12 protein-coding genes are annotated in these 11530 nt (G+C 64.7%); 1 reads left to right on the top strand and 11 read right to left on the bottom strand.

The genetic code is table 11. The annotated features are described in order from the left end of the window. Nucleotides 1–3: 3 nt before the first annotated feature. The 5 genes from U0S50_RS07440 to U0S50_RS07420 form a co-directional block, all read right to left on the bottom strand. The gene (locus U0S50_RS07440) at nucleotides 4–474 is read right to left on the bottom strand and encodes a MarR family winged helix-turn-helix transcriptional regulator (protein ID WP_322308134.1); all 471 of its coding nucleotides are present in this window, start codon (nucleotides 472–474) and stop codon (nucleotides 4–6) included. A gap of 118 nt (nucleotides 475–592) precedes the next feature. After that, on the bottom strand, nucleotides 593–2044 hold the full coding sequence (locus tag U0S50_RS07435; RefSeq protein ID WP_322308133.1) for an indolepyruvate oxidoreductase subunit beta family protein: 1452 nt from the start codon (nucleotides 2042–2044) through the stop codon (nucleotides 593–595). Then, a complete protein-coding gene (locus U0S50_RS07430; protein WP_322308132.1) occupies nucleotides 2044–4176 on the bottom strand; it encodes an indolepyruvate ferredoxin oxidoreductase subunit alpha in 2133 nt (710 codons plus the stop codon). The genes U0S50_RS07435 and U0S50_RS07430 overlap by 1 nt, the downstream gene beginning before the upstream one ends. A 3-nt stretch (nucleotides 4177–4179) precedes the next feature. Next, nucleotides 4180–4959 carry a cyclase family protein gene (locus U0S50_RS07425; protein ID WP_322308131.1) on the bottom strand — a complete coding sequence of 260 codons (780 nt, stop codon included), beginning with the start codon at nucleotides 4957–4959 and terminating at the stop codon, nucleotides 4180–4182. A gap of 184 nt (nucleotides 4960–5143) precedes the next feature. Then, a complete protein-coding gene (locus U0S50_RS07420) occupies nucleotides 5144–5548 on the bottom strand; it encodes a MarR family transcriptional regulator (protein ID WP_322308130.1) in 405 nt (134 codons plus the stop codon). A 487-nt stretch (nucleotides 5549–6035) separates the two neighbouring features. On the opposite strand from U0S50_RS07420, the gene U0S50_RS07415 reads away from it, so the two are divergent. Further along, a complete protein-coding gene (locus U0S50_RS07415; RefSeq protein ID WP_322308129.1) occupies nucleotides 6036–7382 on the top strand; it encodes a M24 family metallopeptidase in 1347 nt (448 codons plus the stop codon). Between the two features lie 96 nt (nucleotides 7383–7478). On the opposite strand, the gene U0S50_RS07410 is transcribed toward U0S50_RS07415, so the two are convergent. Genes U0S50_RS07410 through U0S50_RS07385 form a run of 6 tightly spaced genes read right to left on the bottom strand, consistent with a single transcriptional unit; the run spans nucleotide 7479 to nucleotide 11529 of the window. Further along, complete coding sequence (locus tag U0S50_RS07410; RefSeq protein WP_322308128.1) at nucleotides 7479–7889, bottom strand: RidA family protein; 411 nt, start codon at nucleotides 7887–7889, stop codon at nucleotides 7479–7481. Then, nucleotides 7886–8302: a thioesterase family protein gene (locus tag U0S50_RS07405; RefSeq protein WP_322308127.1), complete on the bottom strand. Its 417-nt coding sequence runs from the start codon at nucleotides 8300–8302 to the stop codon at nucleotides 7886–7888. The genes U0S50_RS07410 and U0S50_RS07405 overlap by 4 nt, the downstream gene beginning before the upstream one ends. Next, complete coding sequence (locus tag U0S50_RS07400) at nucleotides 8302–9468, bottom strand: acyl-CoA dehydrogenase family protein (RefSeq protein WP_322308126.1); 1167 nt, start codon at nucleotides 9466–9468, stop codon at nucleotides 8302–8304. The genes U0S50_RS07405 and U0S50_RS07400 overlap by 1 nt, the downstream gene beginning before the upstream one ends. After that, nucleotides 9468–10277: an enoyl-CoA hydratase family protein gene (locus U0S50_RS07395; protein WP_322308125.1), complete on the bottom strand. Its 810-nt coding sequence runs from the start codon at nucleotides 10275–10277 to the stop codon at nucleotides 9468–9470. Before U0S50_RS07395 ends, U0S50_RS07400 begins: the two co-directional genes overlap by 1 nt. Beyond that, the gene (locus tag U0S50_RS07390; RefSeq protein WP_322308124.1) at nucleotides 10274–10771 is read right to left on the bottom strand and encodes a MarR family transcriptional regulator; all 498 of its coding nucleotides are present in this window, start codon (nucleotides 10769–10771) and stop codon (nucleotides 10274–10276) included. Before U0S50_RS07390 ends, U0S50_RS07395 begins: the two co-directional genes overlap by 4 nt. Then, nucleotides 10768–11529 (bottom strand): SDR family NAD(P)-dependent oxidoreductase, encoded by a 762-nt coding sequence (locus U0S50_RS07385; RefSeq protein ID WP_322308123.1) that lies wholly within the window; start codon nucleotides 11527–11529, stop codon nucleotides 10768–10770. The genes U0S50_RS07390 and U0S50_RS07385 overlap by 4 nt, the downstream gene beginning before the upstream one ends. Between the last annotated feature and the right edge of the window lies 1 nt (nucleotide 11530).

Raw genomic sequence — 11530 nt, 5'->3', positions numbered from 1 at the left:
GGATCAGGGCGCCAGCGGATCGAGATTGTCGTAGAGCTGTCCCAGCAGCGCGATCATCCGTTCGAAATCCCGGGGGGCGAGCCCCGCGATAAGATGCTCGAACACCGGTGCCGTCACGCGCCGCGCATCGGCCAGCTTTGCCTCGCCAGCCGGGGCGAGGGTCACGAGCGTGACCCGCGTGTCGGTTCCGCTCTTGGCCGTTTCCACCAGTCCGGCGGCGGACATGCGCTGAAGAATGCGCGTCATCGTCGACAGGTTGATCACGGCGGCATCGGCGATATCGCGGGCACCACGCGGCGATTTTTCGCCGAGAATCATAAGCACGCGCCAGCTCGGAATATCGAGGGCAATGGCGCGCAACCGCGCATCGATGATCGTATTGTACCGGCTGACCAGGCGGTTGAGCAGATAAAATGGGTAGCGTTCGACCCGAAAGGTCGTCGAACCCGGATTTCCAGACTGAAAGGCGTCCATGGACGCCGCTTTAGAGGATCGTCGGCACGTTGCAATCGCGCGCGGATCCGTATCGCCGTCAGCCCGGGTCAAGGCCGACCGTTCGGTCGTTGATCGACGGAGCGGGGCAGAAAGCCGCCTAGCCCGCCAGCGCCGCAGTGAGCGCCAGGCCGTCCTCGTCCGCCAGCGCCGCGTCGCGCAGACGCCGGATGACCCCGGCATCGATGCCCGCCGTGCGATAGCGGGCGATGATCCGGCCATAGTTGGCGAGACCGCGTTCGAATGTGTCGCCATAACCCTTTATCAGCCGCTGGCATTTGACGATTTCCAGCGCCTCGTCGGGCGATGCCGCGCGGACGAGCGACAGCCATTCATCGATCCGCGCCTGTTCCATCCGATAGCGCAAGGTTCGCCGACGCCACCGCCGCGTCCCGGCGAGCAGCGAGAGCAGCAGGTACCAGCGCAGGCTGGTCGTTTCGACGTGGCGTCCCTTTGTGAACAGTGGCCTTAGTCGCCGCGACAGACGCTCGCTTGCCAGGATGCGGTGGCCGATCGCGGCAGGAAGCGTTTCGCAAATCTCCTCCAGCCGCGGATGCATATATTCGGTGAGCTGGACGATCTGTTCGTCGCTGGCCTTTACCTCGCGGCGGACGCGCGCAAAGCGGCCGGCGCGCAGTTTCAGCCCGGCGACACGGATCGTGTCTTCATAGGACATCCAGAGCGCCAGATGCCGCGCCGCTTCGGTCAGCAATTCACCGTTGCCCGACAGCGTTTCGAGACGATCGAGGTAAAGCGCGGCGTAATCGGCGTCCTGATAGTCCATCAACCGCCGCACGCCCTCTGCCGCGAAGCCATGCGCCTCGGCCGGTAGGGCGGCTTCGATCCGCCGCTGCAAATCCCGCCCGGCGGCCGTCGTAGGGGCGGGGGCGGATATGGGCTGGGGCCGCGTGTCGGTGCCGCCCGCTGTCGCCACATTGCCGAGCGCGGCGTCGAAACCGGCAGCGAAACCGCGCAGATTGGCGTCGGTTGCCTTGCCGCCTGCGCGGATCGCCTCTTCGAAAGCCGAGCGTGGAAGGGGGAGGGCACCGCTTGCGGCGAGCGCACCGAGCAGCGTCGAGCTGATCACGCTGCCCGCCGCATCGGCGACGGCGTCCATGTCAAAGCCGATGAACCGTCCGGCGCGTTCGCTTGCCGCGTTCAGAATGCGTTGGCTGCTCGCGCGGCCGTCGCCCATCGCCGACTTTTCCGAGATCGCATAGACGCGGTGCGTCGATGCGATCAAAATGCTGTTGCCGGATACGAAACCGCGCAGGATCGCCCGCCCGGCCTCCATCAATTCGGACGCCAGCACGATATCGACGTCGCCCGGAGCGGGCATCAGCGCCAGAACGGGATTGGCAGCCGATCCGGCCGGAAAAAGTTCGATGTAATAGACGGTCGCGCCCGTGCGCTGGGCGACGCCGGGGACCGACGTGCCCTGGGCGACGAAGCCGTTTGCGGCGGCGAGCTGGACGATCCAGTCGGCAAGGACGCCGCCACCCTGTCCGCCGAGGCCGAGGACGGCGATGGTGATGCGCTGGCGGGCGGACATCAAAAAGCCCTCGCGGCAAGCCGTCGATCGGCGCGGCGCTGGAGCGCGCCGATGACCCAGGCACGCAGCCGATGACGTATCCGGTCGCGGCGGTTGGGGTTGGCGATGATCCGCGCCTTGTAAAAGGAAGGGCAGAGCACGGCGGCGTGGCTGACCTCTCCGCAGACGCCGCATCCCACGCAACTGTTCTCCACATGCGCGACCGGGTCCTGGCGCAGCGGATCGGGATTGGCGCGGATCGTCAGCGACGGGCAGCCCGAAAGGCGAATGCAGCTATGGTCGCCGGTGCAGGTGTCGGGGTCGACGCCGAAGCGTTCGCGCACCACCCGCTCGCCAGCCTTCATGGCCTTTGCCAGTTGCGGCTTGATCCGGCGCTGGCGGTTGAGCTGACACTCTGACTGGGCGACGAGTATCTTCGGTCCCTTTTCCGGAGCGGTCAGCGCGCCATGGATCGCATCGCGCATCCCCGCCACATCATAGGTGCGCGTCATGGTTCGGGCCCAGGCGATGCCGATACCACGAACCGCCTTTTCGATCGGGTTGTTGGCGCTGCGATGCGGCAGCTTTGCGCTGGACGACGGAATATCCTGCCCACCGGTTGCGGCGGAATAGCCATTGTCGACGATGATCGTGAGATTGTCATCGCGGTTGAAGACGGCGTTGCCGATCCCCGACGTCAGGCCGTTATGCCAGAAACCGCCGTCGCCCATGATCGCGACGGCACGCTTCCCCTCGGGCTTGAACGCCGATGCCCCCGCGGTTCCAAGGCCATAGCCCATGGTCGTGTTGCCGATGTTGAACGGCGGCAGGATCGAGAAAAGGTGACAGCCGATGTCGGCAGAGACGTGCAGTTCGCCGATTTCGCGTTGCACCAGCTTCATCGCCGAAAAGATCGGGCGTTCGGGGCAGCCGGTGCAAAAGCCCGCGGGTCGCTGGGGCACCGCCGCTGGCGGGAGGTCCGGTGCGGCCGGAATATTGTCCGGCGCGCGGGTCGGCGCACGGTCCGGCGAATGGGCGCGCAGGAAATCGGCGATCCCGTCCTTGATCACCGCGGCGGTATATTCGCCCGCGCGCGGCAGCACGTCCTTTCCCACGATGCGGGTGTCCTGACCGGCGCGACGCACGAGCGTGTTGAGTTCATGCTCGATGAATTCGGGCTGCCCTTCCTCGACCACCAGCACGGCCCGTTTGCCCTCGCAAAAGGCGCGCACCTCGTCGGGAATCAGGGGGTAGGTCACGTTTAGGACATAGACCGGCAGGTCGGCATTGCCGAACGCATCGGAGAGTTCCAAGAGTTCAAGCGCGCGGTTGAGCGAGTTGAACAGGCCGCCCTGAACGATGATGCCGATGTCGCCGTCGGTCCGGCCGAAATGTTCATTGAGCCCGTTGTCCCGCACGAAGGCAACCCCCGCGGGCCAGCGTTTCTCGATCTTTTCGACCTCGTGCAGGAAATTCGCCGGGGGCAGGACGATGCGGTCGGTATCGCGCCGCGGCGATGCGGCTGCCTCGCCCACCGTCAGCGCCGGGCGCCGGTTGTCGCGCGCGGCGAAGCTGCCGGTCATATGACAGGCGCGGACGCGCAGTTCGAGCATGACCGGCGTGTTCGACGCCTCCGACAGTTCGAACCCCTTTTCGACCATATCGACGAGGAGCGGCAGGCTGGGGCGCGGATCGAGCAGCCACATTTGCGATTTCATCGCAAAGGCGTGGGTCCGTTCCTGCATGATCGACGAGCCTTCGCCATAATCCTCGCCCAGGATGATCAGCGCGCCCCCGGTCACGCCGCCCGACGCGACGTTCGACAGGGCATCGGACGCGACGTTGGTGCCGACCACCGATTTCCATGCCACCGCGCCGCGCAGCGGATAATTGACCGACGCCGCCAGCATGGCGGCGGCGGTTGCCTCGCTCGCGGAGCTTTCAAAATGGACGCCGAGCCCGGCCATCAGGTCGCTGGCGTCGGCGAACACGTCCATCAAATGGCTGATCGGCGAGCCCTGGTAGCCACCGACATAGGCGACCCCCGACTGGAGAAGCGCCTTTGTGACGGCCAGAATGCCTTCGCCGTGGAACGTCTGTCCCGCGCCGAGCTTCAGGCGCTCTACCTCTGCCTTGAAGGACCGTTCGGCCATGGATCAGCCGGCCACCAGCGCAACGACGCGAAGCGGACTGCCCGACCCGCCGCGGATCTTCAGCGGGGTGGCGATGATCACGCTTCCCCGCGGAGGAAGAAGGTCCAGATTTTCAAGGCATTGCAGGCCGTAGCGCCCGGCACCGTGAAACAGGGTGTGGGCGGGGTAGGCGGGATCGAGCAAATGCGCCTGTCCGGCATCGGTTCCGATCGTTTCAACGCCGAGCCCGTGGGCATCGCGCTCGTCGATCAGAAAGGCGACGGCCTCGGCCGATGGCCCGGGCGTGTGCGCGCCGTCCTCGCGGCGGTTGGTATAGGCATCGACGTCGCGTTTCGACCAGTCGGTGCGCAGCATGATCCAGCTGCGCGGCGGAATTCGGCCATGTTCGGCCTCCCATTGCTCGATATCGGCGACGGTCAGCAGATAGTCGGGATCGGCCGCGGCCTTGGCGGCAATGTCGATGACCACCGCCGGGGCGATGAAGTCGGCGGGCGGCGCGGTATCGACCGCATTGTTCGGTAGATCCTTGCCCGTAACCCAGTGGATCGGCGCATCAAAGTGCGTACCCGTATGTTCGCTGACCGTGAAATTATTCCAGTACCAGGCGACACCGCGTTCGTCGTAGCGCGAAATTTCCTGCTGGCTGAAGGCGGCGCACTGGCCGAATTCGGGCGGCAGGACCAGCGTCGGCGTGTCGGGCGACAGCGTTTGCGTCAGATCGATGGTACGGATGGAGCCGGAGGCAATACCGGCGGCCAGTTCTTCCAATATGGCAATCGTCATAATCACTCTCCCCAGAGGATGGGGTGAATGTGCCGGTCAAAACTTGCATATGCAACTAAATTATCGGGGTGTGGTTGCGGGGCGCTGGAACAGGAGCCGGATGAGGCGGGGTGGATCCCCGCTGGCCGTGCCGATCGCAAGGGCAAGATCGGAGGCGGGTGCCGGCGCGGTCGAGGCCGGCGGGCTATTCGATCGGCAGTTTACTGAGATTCGCGCTGATTTTTTGCAGCGTGCGCAGCAACTGGGTGATGTCGCGATTGCTGATGCCGTCCATGGCGCGCGTGAACTGGCGCCCGACGATCGGGGTGAGCTTGCGCAGCGTCTGTTGACCGGCGGGAGTCAGGGTCACTTCGGTGACGCGATTATCCTCCGGATTGGGTTCGGTCGTCACCAGCCCCTGTTCGAGCATCCGGTCGATGATCCGGCTGATTGTCGAACGCTTGGTCAGCGCCGCCTCTGCAATCGTGCCGATGCTTGCGGGCTGGCGTTCGCGTAATACCGTCATGACCCGATAGACGGGTTTCGACACCCCGTGCTTGTGAAGCACCTTGTCCATATCTTCGTGATATTTGAAATCAGCGTGGGCCATTTGGTAAAATGGAGAATTTTCCAAACGGAAACTTGGACTGCTGGGGTCGTAGTCACCGCGATTTTCCATTTGTACCTCCGTCTTGTTCGTCGATTTCTTTGTCGACCTTGCGCTCATGTGTTCCTCAATTACTCTGTTCGATCAAGCGGTTCCGTGGCTGCGGAGTCGCCGCGGACGGCTGAACTAGCCGAAAACATATGTATTTGCACTTAGTTATCTTGTGGCTGCTTTTCCGGGCGTGGCGGGGGTCGCCGGAGGTGTTCCCTTCAACGCCGATCCATCAGCGGTGACGTTACGGCAAGCGCTTGCGAAAACACCGATCTGTCGCGGGCGATCGTTGCCCGCGCCGCGATGGGCCGGACCAGCGCCGGCAGGTCATGGCGCCCGGATTAAATTGACATAAATCATATGAATATGAATATATAATCCTGCAGATTTTGCATTTTCCCGAACGGCGTTGAAGTGCGGGGCAGGAGGAGGTCTGGAAATGCGGGCGAATCGCAAAAAGGGGTTGGTGACGGCTTTGCTGCCGGCGGCGATGGCAGTGGCGGCGCCGGTGGGCGTAAGCGCGCCGGTGACGGCCGCCGCCCAGGAAGCCCGGCAACGCTGGGAACAGCTTTGCCAGATCCGCAAGGACAAGCTCGACCTGATCCTGCCCGAGGTCATGCGCGAAAATGCGATCGACATGTGGATTGTCGCGGGACGTGAAGGACATGACGATCCCAATGCTTCGATGCTGGGCGGCGGATATGTGGGCGATGTCGGCTATTATATTTTCACCGATCGGGGCGGACGCATCCACCGCGCGGCACTGGGGATCGGCGGAGCGGCGTTCGCGCAATGCCCGCTTTATGACACGACCGGTGGGCCCGACCGGCTTCGCGAATTGGTGGCTGCCCACAACCCCCGGCGTATCGGGATCAATGTCGCGACCGAGATCGGGACCGCCGACGGGCTGAGCCATTCGTTGCACGAAAAATTGCGTGAAACATTGGGCGCCGATCTCGCGTCGCGGCTGGTGTCGGCCGAGAAACTGGTGTCCGATTTCCGGTCGCGCCACACCGCGACCGAGATCGCGGCCTTTGCGCGCGCTGGGGAATATGCGCGCACGATCGCCGAACGCGCCTTTTCGAACGAGGTGATCCAGCCGGGGCAAACCACCACCGGCGACGTCGCCTGGTGGATGATGGAAGAATTGCACAAGGAAGGGCTGGGGAGCAGTTTCGGACTTCCCAGCATCTATGTGCTGGGCCCCGGCGAACGTGGCCCGGTATCGGGCGACCATGTCATTCAACGCGGCGATCTGCTGACGATGGACTGGGGCGTCAATTATCTGCTCGCCTATACGGACATGAAGCGCATGGCCTATGTGCTGAAAGCCGGAGAGAATGCGCCGCCGCCGGGCGTGCAGCGCGCCTTCGACAAGGCACGCGGGATACGGCAGATGATCGTCGATACGGTCCGTCCCGGCGTAACCGCCGGCGATGCGCTGGCTGCCGTCAACGCGCGGGTTGCGGCGACCCAGGGACTGGTTCTTGGGCGCTATGACGATCCCAGTGCCGATGCCCGCGTGTCGGACGTGGTCATCGGCAGCCACTCGGTCGGCGACTGGGGCCATGGATCGGGTCCGTCGATGGCCGATTTCAACCCGCTGCGCATGACCTATGTCCTACGCCCCGGAAATTTCCTGTCGATCGAGCTGTTCCTCTATACGCCGGTACCCGAATGGGGCCGTCGCAAGATCAAGATTCCGCTGGAGGATAATGGCGTCGTGACCGAACGCGGGTTCGAATGGACCTATCCCGCCAATAACCGGATCCTGTTGATCAAATAGCGATGCCCATCGCGCTGGCCCCCGCATCGCAGCGGCGCGGGGATGCCGGGCGGAACGGGGCGGCGCGACCGGGCGCGGTATGCGGAAGCGGGGCGTTCAGGCGCTGCCTTCGGGAACGACCGCGATCGTCTCGATCTCCAGCTTTGCTTCGGCCTCGACGAGCCCGGCGACTTCGACGACCGCCATCGCCGGGAAATTCTTTCCAACCAGCTCGCGATAGGCGGCGCCGATGGCGGGCAGGCTGGCCAGATATTCGTCGCGGCTGGTCACATACCATGTCATGCGCACGATATGCTCCGGCCCGGCGCCACCCTCTGCAAGGATCGCGAGGGTGTTGATCAGAACCTGCCGAAACTGGCCGGCAAGGTCGAGGGCAACGAAGCGTTCCTCGCTGTCCCAGCCGACCACGCCTGCGGTGTAGATGGTGCGGCCGCTGGCCGAAATGCCGTTGGCATAGCCGCGCGGGCGCGGCCATCCGGGAGGGAGCAGGGCGGGGTGGACGGTCATGATATTTCCTTGTGCAGGGCGTGATTCAGGGCGGTGCGAAAGTCGGTAGGCCAGGCGACCGACCGGCCAAGGTCCAACTGGGTCAGAACCTGGGTGAAACGAACCGAAAAGCGGGCCGATCCTTCGCAGGCCGCCACGACGTCAAGGTCGATCGAGCTGCGTCCGACGCGAACGACATCGACCGTGAAATCGAGCAGGTCGCCGAGGCGGCACGGCTGGTGAAAGGTCGCGTGCATGTCGACCGTCGGCAATCCCAGGCGCATGTCGCCATGCATCCGTCGCCGGTCGACGCCGAGTATGGCGGCGGTCCAATCCTCGACCGCCGCGTCGCAAAGCTCGAAGCATCGCGGATAATAGGCGATGCCGGCCGGATCGCAGTGCCCGAACCGGAGCGGCAGGCGGGTTTGGAACATCAGCCGCGGCTCTGGGCCAGATGCTGCCGCGCAATGACGATCTTTTGCACTTCGGAGGCACCTTCGTAGATGCGCAGCGCGCGCACCTCGCGATAGAGGGCCTCGACCGGGGTGCCGACCGTGACGCCCAGACCACCGAATAATTGGACGGCCTTGTCGATCACCTGCTGGGCGCTGTCGGTCGCGTGGAGCTTGGCGAGTGCGGCCTCGCGCGTGTTGCGTTCGTCGCGGACGTCGCGAAGCCAGCCGGCGCGGTAGATGAGCAATGCCGAGGTGTCGATGTCGAGCACCATCTCCGCCAGCTTCGACTGCGTGATCGGATTGTCGGCGAGCGTTCCGTCGCCAAGCCGCCTTGCGCGCGCGCGCGCGGTGGCTTCGTCAAGCGCGCGGCGGGCAAAGCCAAGCGCCGCAGCGCCGACGGTGGTGCGGAATATGTCGAGCGTTGCCATCGCAGCGGCGAAGCCGCGCCCCGCCTCTCCAAGAAGCGCGGTTTCGGGGATGTGCATGTCGGAAAAGCACAGCGTCGCGAGCGGATGCGGCGCCATGACGGCGATCCTTTCGGTGACCGCAAGCCCCGGCGTATCGGCATCGACGATGAAGGCGGATACGCCCTTTGCGCCCGGCGCCTCTCCCGTTCGGGCAAAGAGGACATAGTAATCGGCGATGCCGCCGTTCGAGATATAGGTTTTGGCGCCATCGATCCGGAAGCCGTCGGCGGTGCGGGTCGCGCTGGTTTCCATCGATGCGACGTCCGACCCGGATGCGGGTTCGGTCAGCGCGAAGGCGGCGATTTTCCGTCCCGCGGCCACGTCGGGCAGATAGGCCTGTTTTTGCGCTTCGGTCCCGAGCAGGCTGATCGTCCCCGATCCGAGGCCCTGCATGGCGAAAGCGAAATCGGCGAGACCGGAATGGCGGGCCAACGTCTCGCGGATCAGCGCAAGCGATCGAATGTCGAGACGCTCGTGAATGCCGCCATAGGCTGCGGGTACGCAATAGCGTAGCCAGCCCGCGTCGCCGAGCGCGCGGACCAGGGCGCGGCAGTCGCTGTCCACATCGTCCGAATGATGGTCGCTGAGATGATCGGCGCACCAGGCGTCGAGATCCGCGGCAAGGCGACGATGGCCGTCATCGAGGAAGGGCCAGTCGAGGAAGCTGTGGTCGGCCATCAGTTGCCCTCGAACGCGGGGGTGCGTTTTGCGGCGAACGCCTCGAACGCGCGGCGGAAATCGTTGGTGGCCATGCAAATCGCCTGAGCCTGCGCCTCCATCTCGATCGCGGTTTCCACGCTGACGGCCCATTCGGTGCTGAGCTGGGTCTTGGTGATTCCATGCGCAAAGGTGGGACCGGCGGCGAGTGAAGCGGCAAGGGCGGCCGCTTCGTCCAGCAGCGCTTCGGGCGCCACAATGCGGTTGTGAAAGCCCCAGCGTTCGCCCTCGTCGGCGGTCATCATGCGTCCGGTGTAGAGAAGCTCTGCCGCCCGGCCCTGACCAATGATGCGCGGGAGGATCGCGCAGGCACCCATGTCGCACCCGGCAAGTCCGACGCGCGTGAACAGAAAGGCGGTCTTTGCCGCCGGGGTCGCGATCCGCATGTCGGATGCCATCGCCATGATCGCCCCGGCGCCCACGCAGATGCCGTCGATCGCGGCGATCACCGGTTGAGGGCAGGCGCGCATCGCCTTGACCAGATCACCCGTCATGCGCGTGAAGTTCAGCAGTTCGGGCATCGCCATTTCGGTCAGCGGGCCGATGATTTCGTGGACATCGCCGCCCGACGAAAAATTTCCGCCCGCGCCCGTCACGACGACAGCCTTCACGGCCGGCACGTAAACCAGCGCGCGAAACATGTCGCGCAGTTCGGCGTAGCTTTCAAAGGTCAGCGGATTCTTGCGCTCGGGCCGGTTCAGCGTGACGGTCGCCACGCCATTCGAGAAATGCCATCCGAAATGGGATGGGGCAAAGCGGTCGGGGTTCATATCTGTTCCTCTCGATTATCGGTGGCGAGCGAATCCTTGAGTGCGCCGAGCAGGTCATAGAGGGCGGCGCGCTGGTCGGCGGTGAGGCCCTCCAGCATCGTATCGATCCAATGGTGATGTGCGTCCGCCAGCCCCTCGAAACATTCGCGCCCGGCCTGCGACAGGCGGACGATCGAGGCGCGGCCATCGGTCGGCGAAGGGGACATCACGACATAACGGTCGCGTACCAGCGTCTGGACGACCCCGGTGACATTGCCGTTCGACACCAGCAGCGCTTGCGACAATTGCCCCATCGTCATGCCCTGCGGGTTCCGATCAAGCGCCGCCATGACGTCAAAGCGCGGAAGGGTGATGTTATACCGATCGGAAAAGCGCCTTTTCAGTCGCTTTTCGATCACCGTCGCACAGGTCAAAAGCCGCAGCCAGAGCCGAACGCTTCCGCGATCGTCGAGCGCGCCGTCGTGCTTTTCGCGAATGGCGCCGCCGTCGCTCACATCACTTCTCCGCCGGCGACCATCACGGCCTGACCGGTCATCGACCGCGCTCCGGGCTGGCACAGCCAGTGCACCGTGTCCGCCACTTCTTCGGGATCGATCAGGCGCCGTTGGGGGTTGAAGCGGGTCAGTTCGGCCAGCGCTTCTTCGGCGCTGCGCCCCGTCTTGGCCTGGATGTTGCCGATGGCTGCCGCGACGATGTCGGTATCGGTGAAACCCGGACACACCGCATTGGCGGTCAGTCCGGTGCTCGCAAATTCGGCCGCCATCGCGCGCATCAGGCCGATCGCGCCATGTTTCGATGCGACATAGGGCGCGGTGTAGGCATAGCCTTTTACCCCGGCGGTGGAGGCAATGGTGACGATGCGTCCGGCGGGCGCCGCGAGCAGGTCGGCCAGCGCCGCCTGGCAACAGTGGAACAGGGCGTCGAGATTGACCGCCATCGCAGAGCGCCAGCTTTCAAGGCTGGTCCGTACAAAGGGCGCGCTCGGCGCTATTCCGGCGTTGTTGACGAGGATGCCGATCGGGCCATGAGCCCTGCGGGCCGCATCGAAGGCCGCGTCGACGGCGGTGCGATCGGTGACATCGGCCGGAGCGATGAACGCATCGGACAAGGTCGATGCCGTTGTTTCCAGCGCTTCGCGCCGCCGGCCGACAAGCGTGATTCGCGCGCCGTCCCCGGCGAGCTTGTGGGCGATTGCGGCGCCGATTCCCGATCCGCCGCCGGTGATGACGGCATGAATGTCGTTCAGTTTCATG

This window comes from Sphingopyxis sp. (assembly GCF_034380315.1).
Taxonomy (GTDB): Bacteria; Pseudomonadota; Alphaproteobacteria; order Sphingomonadales; family Sphingomonadaceae; genus Sphingopyxis.
The sequence above is the reverse complement of the archived record's forward strand: the minus strand, read 5'-3'. Positions and strand labels throughout refer to the sequence as shown.

Excerpts from the sequence above, each read along its gene's own strand:
- U0S50_RS07400 (WP_322308126.1), bottom strand. The coding sequence starts at position 9,468 with ATGGCCGACCACAGCTTCCTCGACTGGCCCTTCCTCGATGACGGCCAT.
- U0S50_RS07425 (WP_322308131.1), bottom strand. The coding sequence starts at position 4,959 with ATGACGATTGCCATATTGGAAGAACTGGCCGCCGGTATTGCCTCCGGC.
- U0S50_RS07430 (WP_322308132.1), bottom strand. The coding sequence starts at position 4,176 with ATGGCCGAACGGTCCTTCAAGGCAGAGGTAGAGCGCCTGAAGCTCGGC.
- U0S50_RS07440 (WP_322308134.1), bottom strand. The coding sequence starts at position 474 with ATGGACGCCTTTCAGTCTGGAAATCCGGGTTCGACGACCTTTCGGGTC.
- U0S50_RS07435 (WP_322308133.1), bottom strand. The coding sequence starts at position 2,044 with ATGTCCGCCCGCCAGCGCATCACCATCGCCGTCCTCGGCCTCGGCGGA.
- U0S50_RS07420 (WP_322308130.1), bottom strand. The coding sequence starts at position 5,548 with ATGGCCCACGCTGATTTCAAATATCACGAAGATATGGACAAGGTGCTT.
- U0S50_RS07395 (WP_322308125.1), bottom strand. The coding sequence starts at position 10,277 with ATGAACCCCGACCGCTTTGCCCCATCCCATTTCGGATGGCATTTCTCG.
- U0S50_RS07410 (WP_322308128.1), bottom strand. The coding sequence starts at position 7,889 with ATGACCGTCCACCCCGCCCTGCTCCCTCCCGGATGGCCGCGCCCGCGC.
- U0S50_RS07415 (WP_322308129.1), top strand. The coding sequence starts at position 6,036 with ATGCGGGCGAATCGCAAAAAGGGGTTGGTGACGGCTTTGCTGCCGGCG.
- U0S50_RS07405 (WP_322308127.1), bottom strand. The coding sequence starts at position 8,302 with ATGTTCCAAACCCGCCTGCCGCTCCGGTTCGGGCACTGCGATCCGGCC.
- U0S50_RS07385 (WP_322308123.1), bottom strand. The coding sequence starts at position 11,529 with ATGAAACTGAACGACATTCATGCCGTCATCACCGGCGGCGGATCGGGA.